Raw genomic sequence first — 18,943 nt, forward strand, 5'->3', positions numbered from 1 at the left:
GATTGGCCGCATTAGGAGCCTCCGCCGACACAATGGCGCGATAGTCGCTTTCATCTTGATTGGACGCAACGGAACGTGTTCTTGCGCTCACATGAAAGGAAGCCTGCTACGGGTAAAACGGGTCCTTTGTTAAAGTTTGATGACACTTTGATGACAGAAACTGCTAACGGTGCGACGCGTTAGCTCGGTTCAGAACGGATAGCGTCATCGAGCTGCCATGTAGCCGGTCTAATTAAGGAGCTGATTTGTAGATGAAGGGAGATCCTTTGACCCTTGCCAATCCAGCTTCTCATGCAGAGACGATCATAGCCCTGGCGGGGGAAATCGCTTAGGCGGCGCCCGAGTGTGCCGGCAAAGCCCTGAAGATCATCGGGTTTACCCGCGAGCTTGGAGACCAGCCTGACCGCGCCATGGTCGAAGATGCAATTGAAAGTCCATTGATCGACAGTGAGTTGTCCGAGTCTCAGTTGCAGACTGTCACTTCCTCTGTCGTGGGAACCATTCGCGGCATCAAGTAGCGAGAACGGGATGCGTAACAAGATTTGTGAAGGGAGGATCAGCTTTGGAAACAGCTGATCCACAGCATCCTTCACCTACCTGGCAGCGTCGGGTTCAGGCTCGCTCCTCTTCAGTCCGAGCCTTACGCCGCTTCTTTTTCTTATTCTTATCAGTGCCATCCGGCAAAAGGGAGCTTGCTACGGCTGTCACGGCATGGCCGAGAGTACCAGCAAGATTTCCGGCCATGTCGGCAGTGGCAGATGCTGCTCGGCCGCCAGCGTCTGCAACAGCCTCTCCGGCTCCAGCGACCTGCTCGGATGACGGCGCGATCTTGCGGGTCAAAACAGTTGCAGCGGCTCCTGCTGCTGCGATCAGAGCATCAGCCAGCAAGCGGCGGGCCGTATCATTTTGCAGAATGGCGTTAACAAGGTCCGAGTGGCGTACGGCCTTAGGCAACTTCACGCCAGCCACTGATTTGGGAACTTTGGTCTTTGCCATAATGGCTCTCCGCTAAAAGACATCTATAACAATTTGATGACAGCGTCGAAAGATCCAGCACCTCAAGAGCGGGCGGTGCGGAGAAGCGGGTACCGCATGACATCATCAAGTGGACTGCTTTAAGTCATTCGAATGTTCGGGCGCCTTGGAGTGGTGCGCGAAGATGTTGGCTTTCTTGTACTGGGGATCGCCAGTTACCTCAGGGCCGATCCACTCGGGTCGCGCGAAGACCTGATCTTCGTGCTCCAACTCCACTTCAGCAAGGATGAGGCCCTCCAATAGCCCCTCGTGAACGTCAATCTGCCAGGTCACATCACCATGAGGAACTAGGTAGCGGGTCTTCTCCACCAGCGGGCCGTCACAGAGCGTCGCGAGCATATCAGTTGCCTCGGAAAGTGGGACTTCATACTCGAACTCTGCCCTACCAAGCCCCTTGCGTGGTCCTTTCACAGTCAGTGACGCCGTCTCACCTGCGATCCGGACGCGGACTTTACTCTCGCCGAACCGTGCGATGAGGCCGTCTAGCATCCTCTCGCTGTACGTCACCGCGTTCCTCCAACGGTCATCGGCGACAAGGAATTTTCTCTCGATCTCCAAGCCCATGAAGCTGCCATCAATGGATCTGCTCCCGCTAGATAGCCGCCTCACGCTAGGCGAGCAAATGTTGTTATGCCTGTCAGTCTCACTCTATGTCGATGCTGTCTGGAGGATCGGCGAGTAACTTCGTCTCACGCTATCCATCGGCATCGCCGGATCCTTCCGGACATTTTGCTGGGTTTTTGTTCAGATTCTGCCACCTGCGGGACCGTGTGAGTGGCATGAGAACGGCAAGACCTTTGGCAGCAACAGGTCGGGCTGGTCGCTCGACCCTATCCAGTTGCCGGATCCGATGCTCCGGATCGTAACGATCAAGGGTCCCTTCAAGATACTCTCTATTGCGTTCGGCGTTCGCAGGGAAGAGCTGATGCCTGAGCCGTCTCATGTGGTTGTAAATTTGGCTGTACCAACCGCCTCGACGTGGGCAGCTGCTTGAGAGGCGGCGGATTGCTAGGTTGAGAAGCGGAATGAGGATCATGTGATGGCTCCTGGGAGAGGCACGGAGCCTTCTTAGTGTTCCATTACGCGATCTTGTTATCGTCTTAAGGTGCGCTGAGTGCGCCCGGATCGCCAACGGTGTCTTTATCCTGCTCTTGCGACCGGTATACGACGACCTCTTCGCTCCACCAGGATAGTTCGTCCTCCCTTCGAAGGAATCGGCATAGGCTCTGCGGGAGGACAGCGGGATGGTGCAGAGGCCTTGAGGACGAGCGGCCTGACCTCATCTTCTCGCAAACCCATCAGTTGGGCGGCGATTTCAACCTGGCTTTCAATATCAGCTGTGAGCCCCTGGGCTGCCGCGACAGCTTCCTCCAAACCCGGTGGGTCATGGCGTGTTCGCCTTCGGTTCCACTCAGACCGCACGGCCGGCTTCTGAACCATTCTGACATTCTCCAGTCCACTCGAGGCCAACGCAGAATAGCCGATTTTGTGCGCCGCACAATTGTCGCAGGAGCCCAAACCTTAGAAGTGACGAAGCGTGATCGCTTCGTCATGGACCGGATCTATGTCCCGCTGCGGGGGATTGAGGTGAGTTAGTACCGATGTACTGCGGCCCACCGGCTCCCTCTGGCGACGATGCCATAACAAGCAAAATGGAACCTGACGATCACCTCACCGCATGCCCGCGTTGGTTCCCGATCTTCCTAGTGGGGATCGGCTGCATCAGCTTGGCTGTTTGTTAGGGCTGACATAGCGAAGTTCCCGCCCTGTGAGCTGCGACCTTCTCTCCTCAGGCCCCTAAACCGTAATGCTAGCACCATGCAGGTGCTAGGGTAGCAACAATCGGGTGCCGCGTGTCATGTGGATGTCATGGAGCTCGGTCTAGCGTCTACGTAAGCTACCCAGGCGTGTTGTGTTTCCATCATCAGGATGCCCGATATGAGCATTGGGATTTTGCTTCTGATCGGCTGCGTCTTTCTGTTCACGGTAGCTCTCCCGGCTTGGCCTTATAGCCGGGACTGGGACCCCCTGCTGAGTACTCGTTTCGGTCTCCTTACCTTGATAATCTTTCTGCTACTTATGACAGGCCGCCTCTGAATAGCTCCTTTCGCGGGATGGATTGGGACGAGCGCACTCAAAATCTCGATCATTGAGGGAAAACGCAGACTTAACCAGACGGCGTGCCGGATGATCTTAGGTGGGAATTGGTGGCGGCAGGAGGAGATGGGCTGCATCCCCCTCCCCTCCCGCGCAACAGCCTAATTGGTCAGCCACTTTCGTGATAATGCCAGAGGGACACTCGCCGGGTTCAGCCGCTGTCATCCAAGTGTCACTCACATGTCGCCCTGGCGACACGCACCTTGTCCAGAAGGATCCTGCTCAATCCTCAGAAGGACGAACATGGCAACCCGCTTGATCCTTGCACTGCCGATGGCGGCTGCGCTTTCCTCGGCTGCTTTCGCACAAGACTATCCGGCCACGCTCGCCGGCCATGCCGTGCTTCCTGCACAGAGCTTTGTGGGTGCGCCAGCCGATGCCCCATTCGATCTGACGATTGCCGGCAAGTTCACCACCGGCAAACGGGTCGATACGATCGGGACCATTGAAGGCACTTCAGGCGACCGTCCGACCGGTGTGAAGCTTCCCTTCCGCGGTCAACCACTCCAAGGCCATTCCGGAATCAAGAGACAGCCCGATGGAACCTTCTGGGTTCTGACCGACAATGGCGCTGGCGCGAAGGCTAACTCCCCTGATGCGATGCTGTACCTGAACCATTACCGCATCGATTGGGAAAAAGGCACAGTTGAGCGGCTCAACACCGTCTTCCTCAGCGACCCGAACAAGAAGGTGCCCTTCCGGATTGCTAACGAGAGTACGGACAAGCGCTACCTGACTGGCTCTGACTTTGACCCCGAAAGTTTTCAGCTGATCGGCGACAAGATCTGGATCGGTGATGAGTTCGGGCCCTACCTGATCCAGGCCGACCGCTCGGGCAAGATCGAGGCGGTGTTCGAGACAACAGTCGACGGCAAGCCAGCACGCTCTCCCGATCACTATATGATCACAACACCGGCCGTGCCGAACAGCCCTGTCATCTTCAACATTCGCCGGTCCAAGGGCTACGAGGGCATGGCCGCGTCGCCGGACGGCCGCTTCCTGTATGCGCTCCTGGAAGGACCAGTCTGGGATGTCGACAAGAAGGACTGGGAGAAGACCGCTGACACCAAGGAATACCTGCGCATTTTGGAATTCGATGTGCAGGCCTTGAAGTGGACCGGCCGCCATTGGAAGTACGTGCTCGCGCAGAACGGCCTTGCCATCGGCGACTTCAACATGGTCGACGCGACGACAGGACTCATCATCGAGCGGGATAACGGCGAGGGCACTGCCGACAGGGCCTGCCCTCACGGGCTGAAGCAGTCCAACTGCTTCAGCGACATTGCGAAGGTCAAGCGGGTATATAAGATCGAGTTGTCGGACCAAAACGTCGGCGCTCCGGCCCGGAAGATCGGCTATATCGATCTGCTGCAGATTGCCGACCCCGACCGAAAGGCTCGAAAGCCCCTCAACGACAACGTGCTGACTTTCCCGTTCTTCACAATCGAGAACGTGGATGTGGTCGATGAACGCCACATCATCGTCGGCAACGACAACAACCTACCGTTCTCGTCAAGCCGCGAGCCCAACAAACAGGACGATAACGAATTCGTGCTGCTAGACGTTGAGAACTTCTTGAGGGCCCAATGAACGGGATCGCAGGGCCGCAGACTTTCTTGGCAGCCCTTTTCTGTGGCCGGTGCAAGAGAACGTCGTAGGTTTCCTGGATCTCACGAGCCACATGGCGGACCGGCCCGGCATTATATACGTTTGGGCCAATGAAAGCTGCTGGTCCACGTGATCTGTATTACATGCAAAGGTTATGCAACAGTCCAGCCGAAGCCTTGCGAGCGAGTTCTTGTCAGGAGGAACGCTCTCGCATTCTGCCTCTTCTTGCCTGCGCCCGTAATCCGACGGTCATCAACAAGCTCCAATCTGGCAATATCCAAAGCGCCGCCTATTGACCGCCGCTAGGAGGGATCAAACATGAAACGTATTATTTCCACGGAAGCTGTCGCCTTCACGCTAGCGGCTCTGTTCGGACCGGCCACGGCCCAGGAGAAGACGCTCACGGGGGAGCGCCCGCTCGTAGTCGCCCATCGCGGCGCCAGCGGCTACCTCCCCGAGCACACTCTCGAGGCCTACAAGCTCGCCGTTCAGATGGGAGCGGATTTCATTGAGCCGGATCTCGTCTCCACCAAGGATGGCGTGCTGATTGCCCGTCACGAACCGATGCTGAGCGGCACGACCGACGTAGCAGACCGGCCGGAACTTGCCTCTCGCAAGACGACCCGCAAGATCGATGGCGTCGACACTACAGATTGGTTCGCTGGTGATTTCACCCTTGCCGAGATTAAGCAGCTGCGCGCCAAACAGGCGATGGCCGATCGCGACCAGTCCAAGAACGGCCAGTTCCAGATCCCGACGCTGCAGGAGATCATCGATGTGGTGAAGGTGGAGTCGAGCACACGTGGCCGCACCATCGGGGTCGCCCCGGAAACTAAGCATCCCACATTTCACGCGGCGCTCGGCCTTCCTCTGGAAGACCGGCTCGTGGACATCCTCAGAGCGGCTGGCTGGACTGACAAGTCATCCCCTGTGGTGATCCAAAGCTTCGAGGTCGCAAATCTGAAGTACTTGAACACCAGGATTGACGTGAAGCTGGCGCAGCTTCTCGATGCTGAAGACGTTGACAAGGATGGCAACATCGTCCTCAGTGCCCCCTATGCGCAGCCCTACGATTTCGTCGTGGTCGGCGACAAGCGCACCTATAAGGACCTGCTGACAAAGGAGGGTTTGGCGGAAATCAAGACTTACGCCGACATTCTTGCTCCGTGGAAGCCATACGTTCTGCCGACCAAGCAGGTCGACCAGAACAGCGACGGCAAGCCGGATGACCTCAATGGAGACGGGGAGATAGATGGGCAGGACCGCGTCGTCGCTGCACCCTCCAGCGTGGTCAAGGACGCCCACGCGGCCGGCCTCCAGGTCGTGACCTGGACCTTCCGGAGTGAGCCGAAGCACCTCGCCTCGACCTTCAAGGGCGATCCGGCAGCAGAGTACAAAGCCTTCTATGCGCTGGGTGTCGATGGTCTATTCAGCGATTTCCCTGATGCTGCAGTAAAGGCTCGCTGACGTTCGATATGCAGCCTGTCATCAACCATGCCTTCCTCGGGACGGCGAATGGCAGCCTGAGGAGCATGGCGGCAAAGGGTGCCGAGCCTGGCGCAAGTTACACCTCGTCCTTGATCTCGACACGGGCGAGATCCTTGCTTCAAAGGTGATGACCACTGACGATGGCGGTGCCACACGACTCCGCCCTTTGCTGGGATTAGATCTCGGGCGGCTTGGCTGGCGAAGGGCCGCCAAGCGAGGTGGCACCGCTTCGGCGCTCGGACTCTGCCAAGCTAAATGGCCGAAGCTGCCGCTGGCTGCGAGGTCATCAAGATCATGACCCGACTGGATATGGCAGTCTTCCAGCGTATCACCTGGACCGAGCCTCAGGGGATGAATGCGGCCACACCCCAATTACACTCCAAAGTCCTGGATGGTTGGTACGGGCCAAGGCTTCCACCCTCCTCCGATCTGTCACGTGCGCCAGGGCAGGACGCCTTCAGGAAGGTGAGCACTCATGGCATTGAGCGCTAGCATCGTTGCTGTGACAACGAGCGCCGTTATCACACCGACCGCGGCGGCCTGACTGGCAAGACCAGCCTCCTCAAGGCTAAAGAGAATAACGCCAACTGTTTCCGTTCCGGTGGACCAGAGGAGCGAAGAGACTGTCAGCTCGCTGAAGGCCAACAGAAAAACGAGAAGCCCGCCGGCTGCAACGGAAGTGAACAGTGAGGGGGCAATGATATCGCGCAAGCGCCGGAGAATACGTGCTCCATCGAGCGCGGCAGCCTCCTCCTGGGCTGGATCGAACTGCTCCATGGCCGCCAGTGCTGGCTTAAGCGCGACCGGAAGAAAGCGTGCGATGTATGCGAGGAGAATGATCCACGGCGTTGCATAAAGCGAGACACCGACCAGTGGCAGAGGCTTCAGGAACAGAAGTATGAACGCTACCGCGAGCACGACTCCGGGCAAAGCGTAAGGCATCTCAATTAAAGCCAGAAGTGGCCGCGACATACGGGGGCTGCGGCGCGCCAGAACATAACTCATGGGAATTGCAAGACAGGCGAGCACAAAGGCGCTGCCCGCCGCAAAGAACAGCGAGTTCCCAAATGCTCGCGCGGTTCCCTGCTGGCGCAGAAGAACCTCGGTGAAATTATCCAACGTGACGGTCGATGTCGAAAGCGGGACTCCATAGGATGGAACCAGCGCGGCAGCGAACAGCCCAGCCCCCGGCAAAAGCAGGACGACGGAGATGAGCGTCCAGAGAATAACTTCAACCGGCAGCCGCCAGCGCTTGAGACACCAGAAGGGTTCGAGCCTCGCTTCATCTTCAAGGTGAACACTGGCCTGCCGCGCAGCAAATCGTGCGGCCAAAACGCCTATTCCCGCGATCACAGCAACCGCGGTACCTAGCACGGCGGCATCACCAATGACAGTGGGGCCGAAGCTGGAGAGGCGCCGATAAATCAAGGTCGGAAGCGTCACGTAGTTGACCGGCAGCCCAAGGACCGCCGCGATGCCGAAGTTTCCGACTCCCGCCACAAAAGCGAGAAGCGCCGCATTGATCAGATGAGGTTTCAGCAGTGGTACGAGAATTGTTCGAGTGATCGTCCATGGCGAAGCCCGGTCAATGCGTGCCGCTTCCACTAGAGACCGGGGGATCCGTTTCAGGCCCGCCATCAGGATGATAAAGACCAGCGGAGCATGATGAAGACCCAGCACGAGACTAATCCCGTCGCGGCCCAGCAGAGGATTCATGCTGCCAGGCTCTGGCGCCAAGCCGAGGGTATTCAACAGCGGTGAGGCCGGTCCGACGAGGCTCAAGTACGCAACAGCCGCTACTTGCGGCGAGATGAGCATCGAAAGAACGAAAAGGAACGTTAAGCGCTGTCGCCCGCGGACATCCGTGGCGGCCAGCACCAGGGCGAGCGTCGCGCCGAGCACAAGGGCAACCGCGCTGGATATCGTTGCAGTCTCAAGCGTCGCCCAAGTCGCGCGCAATCCAGCCCGGCTCATGATCGTGTCGAGCGCAGCACCATACGTGAGCACCCCGCCCGGCGCCAATGCGGCCAAACTCAGCCGGCCAATCGGAAGAGCGGCAAGAGTTGAGGCAACGACAATGGCAAGTACAGCAAGAGCGCCTCCTTCTCGATCGAAAAAAGAGCGCTCGAAGGCAACGGACGTCTTCACTGGCCGAAGATGTCAGCGAAGGTTGTCTTGTTCTTGGTCTCGTCGGCCAATGCCTTGGCCGCATCAAACGGCAACACCTTGATCTGGTCACGAGGCGGATAGCCGTCGGGCACGGCGATGCCCGGATGGGCGGCAATGTAGCCCTGTTTCAGCGCAAGCTCCTGCCCCTCTGCCGATAGTAGAAAGTTGATGAAAGCCTTCGCGGCCTCTGGGTTCTTCGTTGACTTAAGAATAGCGACTGGCTCCGACACGGCAGAAACACCTTCCTTCGGGAAGACGAACTCCACCGGCGCGCCCTTGGCTTTCTCCCTGATCGGCATGAAGTCGACGATGACGCCAACGATCTTCTCCCCACCGGCGACGCTCTTCAGAATGTCTCCGTTTCCACCACCTGCTGTTGCTCCGTTATTCTTCAAAGCCTCGTAATACTTCCATCCGTCCTCGAGATTGCTGGTAAGGGTAGCGGCATGGATCAAGGCAGCACCGGAATTGAGCGGGCTCGGCATCACAACCTGGCCTCTGACCTCCGGCTTCGCGAGATCTGCCCAGGATGACGGTTTGAACCGGGCTTTGGTGTTGTAGACGATTCCGGTTGTGATGAGCTTTGTCGCGAACCAGTGCTTTTGTGCATCGTGGGTTCCAGCCGGATAGACCGATGTATCGGCGCTCTCATGCGCCATCAGCCGTCCTTCAATCTTCAGACCTTCCATCGTCACGCTATCAGCAATGAGGAGAACGTCGGCCTGAGGCTGACCGGCTTCGAATTCGGCGCGAAGTTTCGCCATAATGCGGGGAGTACCGTCCCGCACAAACGATACATCGACCTGAGGAAATTTTGCCTTGAATGCGTCGACTGTCTGCTGTGCATCGGTATGGGGTTGGCTCGTATAGAGCACGAGCTTACCCGAGAGGTTCTGTGCAAAGCACACAGTTGGAAGAAGAGTGGCGGCGAAGATGGCAAAAGCCAAGCGCTTCATGGATTGGGATCCTCTGGGTCACTGGTAAGTTGCAATAGAAGCCGTCAGTGACACACGTGTGACGGTGCAGCATCCACTCGGCAGCGGTTTCGATTCGGGCATTTTTAATCGAGTTGTCGCCAAGAGCTTGGGGAGAGCCCACTTGATGAGCAGGCTCCCGTATTCTTCCGCGAACGTGGCTAGAGCTTGCCCAGCTTCAGAAACAGGCTCTCGCCCGACGGGCCGTCGACGCCATCGCTGTCGGCAATCATATAGGCTTCACCTGCGGCATCGATGGTGAAGTCCTCGATTTCATCCAGCACGTATCCTTTCGAAGCCGCAAGGTCCGGGAGCAGATTGCGCAACTCCGTCTTTGTGGCCACCGGTGCTTCAGCGCCGAGTTGCACCGGATCCGAGCAGCTCCTGTACTGCCTCGTGCTAATTACCCGTGGCTCCCGGCTGTCTTAACGCGCGACCGACCTCGATATTTGAGAAGAATTGCCGTGCGCTTTCTCGCCATGTGAATAACTCTGCATAGGCTCGACACCGAACACTTGGAATGTCGAGCGCCTTTAGCGCTGCTGTCCGCAGGTTCCAGTCCAATACTCCACAGCCCGACCCATCTATAACATCAAGCGGTCCAGTGACTGGATAGGCGGCGATTGGCAATCCAGACGCCAAGGCTTCCAAAAGAACGATGCCAAAGGTGTCTGTAATACTGGGAAAGACAAACACATCCGCTGACGAGTAGGCCAGCGCAAGCGCCTCTTTAGAAAGCGCGCCAAGAAAACGCGCCTGAGGGTACTTCACTTTCAAGTGCAGTCGGGAGGGACCATCTCCCACGAGCACCTTAGTACCCGGAAGGTCGAGTGCCAGAAAAGCTTCTAGGTTCTTCTCGACTGCGATGCGACCAACGTAAAGGAAGACTGGCCGTAATAGCTCCGCAGGTTGCTGCGCCCGAGGTCTGTAGACATCGGTATCAACACCTCGGGTCCAGCGCATAATATTCTTGAACCCGCGCCGCTGCAGTTCATGTCCAAGGGATGGCGTGCTGACCATAGTACCTTGACCGGCGCCGTGAAAACGACGAAGAGCCGCGTAGGTCCATGCCTCACGCACTGGTATGCGGGCGGAGATATATTCGGGGAAACGCGTGTGATAGCTGGTCGTGAAGGCTTTAGCCTGGCGTAAGCAGGCCCTCCGCGTGGCGAGCCCCACCGGACCTTCAGTCGCAATATGCACATGGGTCGGAGCAAGGTCATGGAGAATTTGGTTGACCTGATGCGCCGACGCAAGTGCGAGGCGAATCTCACCATAAGTTGGCAACGGAACAGACGGGAACCACTCTGGCGTCAGAAAAGTCACCTTCGCACCGAAGTGAGGTGCTTCGGCCGCCATCGCATCTAGGGATCGAACGACGCCGTTGATTTGCGGGTGCCACGCATCAGTGGCAACAAGGAGGCGCATTATGAAACAGTCTGCGTGGGCTCAGCCTGTAGTGTGCTGGACCCGCCAGAACCATGTTGGACGTCCAGCCAATGAATAAGCTCCAGAGATCCGTCGTAATGTTCAACGACAGCTGTACAGGACTCAACCCAATCGCCAGTGTTTACATAGGTAATGCCGGCGAGATCCCGGATTGCGGCATGGTGGATATGTCCGCAAATGATGCCATCTACGCCGCAGCGCATCGCTTCAGTGACAAGGGCGTGCTCGTAGTCCCCGATATAATTCACAGCGCTCTTCACCTTCAGCTTCGCCCATTGCGACAAAGACCAGTACGTAAAACCAAGGCGTCGCCGAAGATGGTTTACGTGCCCACTGATGACGAGCGCGGTCTCGTATGCCCAATCTCCAAGGAGGGCTAGCCACCGTGCATGACGCACAACAACGTCGAAGGTGTCTCCATGGATTACCAGGAAGCGTCGGCCATCGGCAGTCTGATGGATGGCGCACTCGGAGAGTTCAATTCCACCTAGGAGGGTGCCTAGGTAGTCCCGCAAAAACTCATCGTGGTTGCCGGGGATATAGATAAGGCGCACGCCTTTGCGTACCTTACGAAGAAGTTTCTGAACGATATCGTTATGTTCCTGGGGCCAGTACCAAGCCGATTTCAGCTTCCAGCCATCAACAATGTCACCGACAAGATAGATTGTGTCGGCGTCTACTTTACGTAGAAAGTCAAGAAGGGCCCTGCTCTGGCAACCTTTTGTTCCGAGGTGCAGGTCGGAGATAAAGAGAGCACGATATCGGTAAGTGGCGGTCGGCACTGTCGGCATCTCATGGTTAGACCACCAATCAGTATGCCAAACATGCTGCATCCCTGTGACACCGTAGACTGGGGTCGAAGTAAGATGTACCGGGATGGTGCCTTCATCTCAAAAACCTGTGATCGAGTGCCGCCGTACAAGGAGGCATGAAGAAGCCCCTTTACCCGCTCGATGCCCACCATTCTCCGGCCGAGGTGGTGACCACAGTCGGCGAAAAGAGGCACTGGTTGTGGTGGGCATCGATCATCGACAGCATGAAGGATTGAACAACAGAGCGGAAAACTCACACCAGCCCGCTCGTCGACAAGAGCGGCAGTCGAAGCGGCTCAAGTCAGCGCGACATCCGCAGTGCTTTCTTTCCAACCATAATCCAATCGAGAAGCTGATTCGCTCGCGGCGCCATCAACTGACTGCAGCCAGCTAGCGCAAGGCTCGAGCCGAGACCTTTGCAACTTGGGCGCAGATCACGACACGCTCAATTATTTTAGCTCTAAGCTGTACCTGAGCCTAAACATGTGGCGTGCCAGTCGATGTGACGGATCCCCCAGGCCGAGAAACCCCCAAACGGCCGCAGCCTTATTGCATCCCTGCCGATGCAACATTGCTTTGCGCCCGGCGTGCCTTGGGTCTATGCCGGATCAGCTCACGAAACTGTTGCGCTCGAGATCATTCCGCTCGACGGCGATTCTCTCCACTTGAGCCAAGGATCTTGATCAATCGCTCCTTTGCGACATCGATTGGGCCGGAATTGTCAATCCGCACGTAATTGCATGCCGCGTGCGGCAGGTGGAAGGCGGCCGACCGTGCGATGCGCCCTCTCGCCTCAGCTGCACTCTCACGCCCACGAGCGATGATTCGCTCGACCAAGATCTCCGGATCAGCCGTGATCTCGACGACAGCAACCCGGCCGAAAGTTCGCACTGCCTCGCTAAGAACCGAACGGGATACGTTGGCAATGACTGTATTGCCTCGATCAACTGCATCAAGTGCCGATTGCGGCAGGCCATATAAGAGACCGTGCGCTTCCCAGCTCAAGCAAAATATACCGGCAGCACGTCCTGCTTCGAACGCTTCCGGCGTCATCGTATCGTGATCTTCCGTGACGCCGTCTGACAAACGTGTAATGATTCGACGCACAAAGATTATACCAGGCTGATCGTGCACAGCCTCCGCAACGGTTCTGATAACCGTATCCTTGCCTGCCCCACTGGGACCGACGATCGCAACGAACATTCCTTTACGCAACGCGAACCCCTTCCCGCCAGACCGAGCAAACCCGGGGTGGCCGACCGCTGGTGGCCTGGACACGCACCAGATCGGCACGCCGCCCAATCTCAATGCGCCCACGATCGGACAAGCCCGCCGCCTCGGCAGGATTGGCCGAGATCAGGCGTATTGCATGAGGCAAGTCAACTTCGGCTCGCTCAGCGAGAAGAAACGCCGCCTGCACGAGACTGAACGGCACATAATCTGAGGACAAGATGTCGAGAGCGCCGGCATGCAGCAGGTCAATGGCTGAAACATTGCCCGAGTGAGAGCCGCCCCGCACGACGTTCGGTGCGCCCATGAGCACATTCAGGCCTGCATCGCGCGACAATGTCGCAGCTTTGATCGTGGTCGGGAATTCTGCAAGGGCAACTCCAAGCGAGATGCTCTCTTCCACATGCTCACGCGTCGTATCGTCATGGGACGCCATCGAAATGCCGGCTGCCCGGCAACGATCGGCAAGGAGCTGGCGGTTGCGCTCGGAATTTGCAGCCGATTCCGCTATTCGTCGCTCACTGTACGCGCTGAATTCGATGTCACTGAGTTTCTTCTTGCCCTGATAATAGATGCGATAGGCCTCCAGGCTGACGAACTGCCTCTGACCGGGCGCGTGATCCATCAGCGAGGCTAGACGAACCCGCTTGTTCCCTCGAAGCTCGTCGAAATGATCAACCACGTCAGAGACAGAAACCTCGCAACGCAAGTGGATGAAGTGCTCTGCACGCAAGCGCCTATCAGCACTCGCCGACGCGATGGCGTCCGCCATAGCCGACATCTCTTGCGAACCGAACTCGGTGTCGCCCTCCAAGCCGACACGAAGCGCGTCAAAAACGGTCGTTATGCCCGACGTTGCGATTTGTCCGTCGTGCGCCTGGAGTGCTGCCTCCATGTTCCAGCGCACCTTTGGCCGCGGCTGCAAATGGGTCTCAAGGTGATCGGTGTGCAGCTCGACGCAGCCTGGGATCAGCACATCGCCAGCACAATCCTCGCCTGTTCTGCAGTTCCCGCTCGAAATGTCGGCAATGTAGCCATCCCGGACCTTAAGCGTGCCCTTGACGATTTCGTCGGCAAGTACGATGCGTGCATTGGTAAATATGAGTTCTGAGGTCATGGCTCTCGGGCTTAGGACAGCATGCCGCTTTGAAGCGGATGGCGCGAATGAACATAGAAGGGTGCACCCGGTGTCGGTTCGACGAAAAGCGTGAGCGCGTCAACGACAACAGGGGTTTCGAGTACGGGACTGAACTGAGAGCGCAGCCGCTTCTCGACCTGAGCTGCCTCATCCTCGTCGACAATCAGGTTGGTCAGCGTCATGTGGAAGCGGAAATCCTTACCCACATACGGATAGCCCCAGCGCAACAGATTCGTTTGCTGGCGCTCCGACAGACTTTGTGGATTGCGCCGCGCCACCTCCTGCTCCGTCAGCGGAGCTCGGAATGGCTCAAAGGCCGTACGAACTTCCTCCTCAATTTCAAGCAATTGCGGAAGCGTTGCCTGAACCGTCAGCGCAAAGAAGCGATTAAGTCGTGTAACTGCAAGCGTTCCGAGCGAGAATGCCTGCATCCTTTGCGAGATGGCGGCCAGTTCACGGTCCAGATCATCGAGCGTCTTGCCAACGGCAAACCGCAACGGAGCCTTCAACGTTGCATGAAATCCGTAGCGCACTGGCCCGGACACGAGCACATCGATTATCGGATCGGGATCACGCACGATGCGATCATCAAAGGCGTCTCGCCCGAGCCACTCGGCTGCCCGTAAGGTCAGCGGATCATCCTTGTCCGGGGTGAAGTAGATTGCCGCGCGCATCAGATCACTAGTCTGCGCAGAAGCTGTGAGATCAGATCCATGATCGTGACCGTGATCACGACGATGATCAGGATTGCGGAGGCTTCGGGGTAATAGAAAGCACGTATCGACTCGAAGAGCACTTGGCCGATGCCACCTGCGCCGATGATGCCGAGGACGGTGGCAGACCGGACATTCGATTCAAGACGATAGAGCGAATACGAAATCCAGAGTGGCAGGACCTGCGGGATCACGCCATAAATCACCTGTTGGACGCGTGATGCGCCCGTCGTTCGGATGGCCTCTACGGGGCGCGGATCGATCGCCTCGACCGCCTCGGAAAACAGTTTCGCCAGGATCCCTGTTGTGTGAATGAACAAAGCCATGACACCGGCAAATGGGCCGAGCCCGACCGCCACGACGAACAGGACGGCAAATACAACCTCATGAATGGCTCGAAAAAGATCCATGAGCCGGCGCACAGGCTGCAGGATCCACCAAGGGACCATATTATGCGAGGACAAAATTCCGAAAGGTATCGAAAGGGCCACGGCGAGGAAGGTTCCCCAGAGCGCAATCTGGGTCGTAACAAGCATCTCCTCGAGATAGTGGCGCCACTCGCCGAAATCAGGACGCAGGAACCCGGCCGCATATTCGGCCATGTTTCCGGAATCGGTAAAAAGATAGGTCCAACGGCTTATTTCGGCCGGCCCCCAGCTCCAGGAGAGCGCTGCTACTAGCAGAGCTAATAGGAACAGGTTTCGGCGCCCGCCAGATCCGTGCCCAGCTTTTGGCGATGACGTGGCGCGATCCCCGATTGCCTTTACAAGCTTGAGGGCCGTAGGCCTGGGAGTCGATACTGTCTGGTCCATGCCGTTCATCAAGGCTCTATGTTCATTGACGGGGAGAAGTGGCCTGTACCCAGGCCACTTCCTTTGAGTGGGCTCAGCCGGCGGCAGCCAGTTCGGCCTCGTATTTGGCCTTCTGCGCCTTCAGTTGGTCGAGCTTGGCCTTCTTTGCATCGGCGGCGAGCGAAGGGTCGGCCTCGGTCTGGGAAATCGATTTGGTGAGCTCCATGATGCGGATCGGCAGCAGCTGCCGGTCAGAAGAAGTGCGGAACGGGGCCCATTTCAGGCCGGCCAGAACTTTTTTCTCGACGGCGATGTCGCCCGTCGACTTGTCGGTGCCGTAGGTGAGGAAGAACTCACGGAGCTTGGTTTTTTGTGCTTCCGGAAGATCCTTACGCCACACGATCGGGTCGGATGGGATCAGGGGCGAGCGCCAGATTTCGCGGATATTTTCGAATGCCTTGGGCTGGTTCTTTTGGATCAGCGCCATGTTTTCGGTGTTGTTGGTAGCTGCGTCGACCTGTTTGTTGGCAACTACCATCGCATTGGTCTCGTGGTTGGCGTTGGTGACGTTCTTGAAGCAGGTTTTCGGATCGATACCCTTAGCGCTGAATACAAAGGTCATCGGGACAAGATAGCCCGAAGTCGAGTTTGGGTCGCCGAGGCCGAAATTGAGAGACTTGTCACACTTCAAGACATCGTCGATCGACTTGATAGGCGAATCCTTGGGAACGATGATGACCGACCAGTAGCCTGGTTCGCCGCCGACGGGCACGCTCTGCACGAAGACTTCGCCATTTGCGCGATCCACAGCTTCCATGGCCGACTTGTTGCCGTACCAAGCCATCTGCACCTTACCGAAGCGCATGCCTTCGATGATGCCCGCATAGTCGGAAGCAAAAAACGGCTTCACTTCGAGGCCGGTCTTCTTCTTCAGGTCGGCAAGCAACGGTTCCCAACTAGTCTTCAGGTTCTGCTGGGACTCGGTCGAGATGATGCCGAAGTTGATGACTTCTTGGGCCAGAGCTGCCGTGGACATCGTGCAGGCAAGCGACACCGTCGCTGCCCATTTGAGCATCGCATTCATTCCAAAATCTCCGCTTATATTTCTAGTTTCAGGCTAACATATGCACTGGTTGGGGTCCGCTCGACCGGAACGGCCGAGCTGGCAGGGGTTCCGCCGGACTTTCCGGCAGAACCAGTTCTTCCGAAGCGTCGCCGTAAAGCTCCGCGAGGAAAGCGTTAGAAAGAGACGTCGAAGGACCGTCATAAACAATGCGCCCGTCGCGCATGGCGATCGTCCGCTTACAGTAGCGCCGCGCGTACTCAACCTGGTGCAGCGACACGAGGATAGTGATGTTGTCCTGGGTATTGATAGTAGCCAGCACGTCCATCACGCGCCGTGCCGAGGACGGATCCAACGCGGAAATCGGCTCGTCGGCAATTAGGATTTCAGCTTCCTGCACCAGAGTGCGTGCAATCGCGGCGCGCTGCTGCTGACCGCCCGAAAGAGTCGACGAGCGTTGTGCCGCCACGGACGGGATGCCCACACGGGACAGGGCGTTTTCAGCCTTTTCCTTCTCGGAACGGCTGAAAAGGCCGAGCGTGCCGCGCCAGCGGGGGACCCGGCCCAAATTGCCGATGAGTACATTGGTCAGGACGGAGAGGCGGCCAACCAGATTGAATTGCTGGAAGATGACCGCTACGCGGCCGGCGGGGCGTCCACGCATCAACCGTCCCGCCGTCTGCGATACCTGTTCGAGAACCACTACCCTGCCAGCCTCACCATCGCCTGCCTCGAGCCCTGCGATATGACGAATGAGTGTACTCTTGCCGGAACCCGATGCGCCGATCAGAGCGACCATCTCGCCACGCTGGACCTCGATGGTGACATTATCGAGCGCCCGGGTCTTGCCGTAACGCTTCGAGAGGTTAGAAACGCTGATCGCTATCATCTACATCATCCCCGTTCGTCCCAACCTACTGATCCAGAATAACTTGCTGGAGACAGTTCCGTGTCAGTTCGATGAAGGTTTGGCGTCAGCGCTTCATAGCGCTCCACAAAAGCCTCTGCCGTAAGCTTACGGAAATCATCGAGCGCTGAAAAAAGCTTGTCATGCGGCCATTGCCACCACGCTAGGCGATCCATCCGCCGACCGATGTCACGGGTGAACCGCTCTCGGATGAGGCGGGCCGGTACGCCGCCGACGATGGTGTACGGCGCGACATCGCGGAGGACGACGGCACCTGCGCCAACAACAGCGCCATTGCCGATAGTGACGCCGGGCAGAATGGTCGCTCCGTGGCCGATCCAGACATCATGGCCGATCGTAACCTGTTGAGAGCGGCGCCATTCGAAGAACTCCTCTTCGTCTGCTGCGCCCTCGAAGTAATCGCCTGCGCGATAGGTGAAATGATGAAGCGTAGCGCGCCATGTGGGATGATTGGTGGCATTGATCCGCACAGCGGCCGCGATGTTGGCAAATTTGCCTATCCTCGCACACCAGATCGAGCAATCCTGCATGACGTAAGAATAATCTCCGAGCTCCGTCTCGCTCACGCGCGAACGTGCTTCGATCTCGACAAAGCGGCCAAGCGTGCACTGCTCGACATCAGCCGTCGCGTGGATAAGCGCCTTGTGCTCGATGAGCTTGGGCATTACGCGGCCTCCCGCGTCGAGAACGCAGCGACGTCGATGATCTTCGTCGCAACCGCCTCACGTACCGGAATATCGTGGAAGATCCCGAGGATGGCTGTTCCAGCAATTAGCTTCTCCCGAATCATGCCGACAACGACATCCCGGTTGGTTTCGTCGAGCGACGCTGTCGGCTCGTCGAGCAGAAGGATTGGGTATTCAATCATGAAGCCGCGGGCGATGTTCACCCGTTGCTTCTCACCGCCAGAGAACGTTGCCGGGGGGAGATTGAAGAGGGCTGGTGGCAGGTTCAGCCGCTCGAGCATGGCGGCGGCGCGGTTTGACGCCAGCTTGTGCTCGACTCCACGCGCAAGAAGCGGCTCGGCCACGACATCGAGAGCCGAAACCCGCGGGATCGCCCGCAGGAATTGGCTGACATAGCCAATATGATCGCGCCGGAGACTGAGTACCAGGCGGGGATCGCCAGATGCGAGGTCTGCGACGTCTCCGGAGCTGCGGTCCCGCACAAGGATTCGGCCGGCATCGACAGCGTAATTGCCAAAGATCATGCGCAAGATGGAGGATTTGCCGATACCTGACGGGCCGCCCAGCACAAGGCATTCGCCGGACGACACGTCAAACGTGACATTGGCCACGACGGGAAGGCGGACTCCGCCGCGAAGGTGGATTGTGAACGATTTGGATACATCCTCAACCGAAAGCAGTGGAAGGTGCATCACGGCAGAT

General features: G+C 57.7%; 19 protein-coding genes. 3 read left to right on the plus strand and 16 right to left on the minus strand.

What is annotated here, in order from left to right:
* Positions 1 to 179 precede the first annotated feature (179 nt).
* The 3 genes from DRB19_RS00370 to DRB19_RS00380 all read right to left on the minus strand — a co-directional run bounded on the left by DRB19_RS00370 (position 180) and on the right by DRB19_RS00380 (position 1,599).
* Positions 180 to 581 (minus strand): hypothetical protein, encoded by a 402-nt coding sequence (locus DRB19_RS00370; protein ID WP_147021712.1) that lies wholly within the window; start codon positions 579 to 581, stop codon positions 180 to 182.
* A 31-nt stretch (positions 582 to 612) separates the two neighbouring features.
* Complete coding sequence (locus DRB19_RS00375; protein ID WP_114184042.1) at positions 613 to 996, minus strand: hypothetical protein; 384 nt, start codon at positions 994 to 996, stop codon at positions 613 to 615.
* Between the two features lie 105 nt (positions 997 to 1,101).
* The gene (locus DRB19_RS00380) at positions 1,102 to 1,599 is read right to left on the minus strand and encodes a CYTH domain-containing protein (protein ID WP_114184043.1); all 498 of its coding nucleotides are present in this window, start codon (positions 1,597 to 1,599) and stop codon (positions 1,102 to 1,104) included.
* A 1,374-nt stretch (positions 1,600 to 2,973) separates the two neighbouring features.
* On the opposite strand from DRB19_RS00380, the gene DRB19_RS31780 reads away from it, so the two are divergent.
* From DRB19_RS31780 to DRB19_RS00400, 3 genes are all read left to right on the plus strand, one after another.
* Positions 2,974 to 3,132 carry a DUF3309 family protein gene (locus tag DRB19_RS31780; RefSeq protein ID WP_114184045.1) on the plus strand — a complete coding sequence of 53 codons (159 nt, stop codon included), beginning with the start codon at positions 2,974 to 2,976 and terminating at the stop codon, positions 3,130 to 3,132.
* A gap of 333 nt (positions 3,133 to 3,465) precedes the next feature.
* Positions 3,466 to 4,782 (plus strand): esterase-like activity of phytase family protein, encoded by a 1,317-nt coding sequence (locus DRB19_RS00395; protein ID WP_245439218.1) that lies wholly within the window; start codon positions 3,466 to 3,468, stop codon positions 4,780 to 4,782.
* A 336-nt stretch (positions 4,783 to 5,118) separates the two neighbouring features.
* The gene (locus DRB19_RS00400) at positions 5,119 to 6,267 is read left to right on the plus strand and encodes a glycerophosphodiester phosphodiesterase (RefSeq protein WP_114184047.1); all 1,149 of its coding nucleotides are present in this window, start codon (positions 5,119 to 5,121) and stop codon (positions 6,265 to 6,267) included.
* A gap of 453 nt (positions 6,268 to 6,720) precedes the next feature.
* On the opposite strand, the gene DRB19_RS00405 is transcribed toward DRB19_RS00400, so the two are convergent.
* The 13 genes from DRB19_RS00405 to phnL form a co-directional block, all read right to left on the minus strand.
* Positions 6,721 to 8,310, minus strand: a complete 1,590-nt coding sequence (locus DRB19_RS00405) for an ABC transporter permease (protein ID WP_245439199.1) — start codon at positions 8,308 to 8,310, stop codon at positions 6,721 to 6,723.
* A 122-nt stretch (positions 8,311 to 8,432) separates the two neighbouring features.
* Positions 8,433 to 9,413 carry an ABC transporter substrate-binding protein gene (locus DRB19_RS00410; RefSeq protein WP_114184048.1) on the minus strand — a complete coding sequence of 327 codons (981 nt, stop codon included), beginning with the start codon at positions 9,411 to 9,413 and terminating at the stop codon, positions 8,433 to 8,435.
* A gap of 179 nt (positions 9,414 to 9,592) precedes the next feature.
* Complete coding sequence (locus DRB19_RS00415; protein WP_147021713.1) at positions 9,593 to 9,775, minus strand: hypothetical protein; 183 nt, start codon at positions 9,773 to 9,775, stop codon at positions 9,593 to 9,595.
* A gap of 55 nt (positions 9,776 to 9,830) precedes the next feature.
* The gene (locus DRB19_RS00420) at positions 9,831 to 10,859 is read right to left on the minus strand and encodes a glycosyltransferase family 4 protein (RefSeq protein WP_114184050.1); all 1,029 of its coding nucleotides are present in this window, start codon (positions 10,857 to 10,859) and stop codon (positions 9,831 to 9,833) included.
* Positions 10,859 to 11,662, minus strand: a complete 804-nt coding sequence (locus tag DRB19_RS00425) for a UDP-2,3-diacylglucosamine diphosphatase (protein ID WP_373867351.1) — start codon at positions 11,660 to 11,662, stop codon at positions 10,859 to 10,861. Before DRB19_RS00425 ends, DRB19_RS00420 begins: the two co-directional genes overlap by 1 nt.
* Before the next feature lie 666 nt (positions 11,663 to 12,328).
* The gene (phnN, locus tag DRB19_RS00430; protein ID WP_245439200.1) at positions 12,329 to 12,907 is read right to left on the minus strand and encodes a phosphonate metabolism protein/1,5-bisphosphokinase (PRPP-forming) PhnN; all 579 of its coding nucleotides are present in this window, start codon (positions 12,905 to 12,907) and stop codon (positions 12,329 to 12,331) included.
* Positions 12,900 to 14,039: an alpha-D-ribose 1-methylphosphonate 5-triphosphate diphosphatase gene (locus DRB19_RS00435; RefSeq protein ID WP_114184053.1), complete on the minus strand. Its 1,140-nt coding sequence runs from the start codon at positions 14,037 to 14,039 to the stop codon at positions 12,900 to 12,902. The genes phnN and DRB19_RS00435 overlap by 8 nt, the downstream gene beginning before the upstream one ends.
* A gap of 11 nt (positions 14,040 to 14,050) precedes the next feature.
* Positions 14,051 to 14,734, minus strand: a complete 684-nt coding sequence (locus DRB19_RS00440) for a DUF1045 domain-containing protein (protein WP_114184054.1) — start codon at positions 14,732 to 14,734, stop codon at positions 14,051 to 14,053.
* A complete protein-coding gene (phnE, locus tag DRB19_RS00445) occupies positions 14,734 to 15,594 on the minus strand; it encodes a phosphonate ABC transporter, permease protein PhnE (RefSeq protein ID WP_308494276.1) in 861 nt (286 codons plus the stop codon). Before phnE ends, DRB19_RS00440 begins: the two co-directional genes overlap by 1 nt.
* A 64-nt stretch (positions 15,595 to 15,658) precedes the next feature.
* Positions 15,659 to 16,648 (minus strand): phosphonate ABC transporter substrate-binding protein, encoded by a 990-nt coding sequence (phnD, locus tag DRB19_RS00450; protein ID WP_114184055.1) that lies wholly within the window; start codon positions 16,646 to 16,648, stop codon positions 15,659 to 15,661.
* Positions 16,649 to 16,676: 28 nt separating this feature from the next.
* A complete protein-coding gene (phnC, locus tag DRB19_RS00455) occupies positions 16,677 to 17,516 on the minus strand; it encodes a phosphonate ABC transporter ATP-binding protein (RefSeq protein ID WP_114184056.1) in 840 nt (279 codons plus the stop codon).
* A 5-nt stretch (positions 17,517 to 17,521) separates the two neighbouring features.
* Complete coding sequence (locus DRB19_RS00460; protein WP_114184057.1) at positions 17,522 to 18,220, minus strand: DapH/DapD/GlmU-related protein; 699 nt, start codon at positions 18,218 to 18,220, stop codon at positions 17,522 to 17,524.
* A complete protein-coding gene (phnL, locus tag DRB19_RS00465) occupies positions 18,220 to 18,933 on the minus strand; it encodes a phosphonate C-P lyase system protein PhnL (protein WP_114184201.1) in 714 nt (237 codons plus the stop codon). Before phnL ends, DRB19_RS00460 begins: the two co-directional genes overlap by 1 nt.
* Positions 18,934 to 18,943: the final 10 nt, after the last annotated feature.

The sequence above is a fragment of the Microvirga aerophila genome, from assembly GCF_003332305.1.
Taxonomy (GTDB): Bacteria; Pseudomonadota; Alphaproteobacteria; order Rhizobiales; family Beijerinckiaceae; genus Microvirga; species Microvirga aerophila.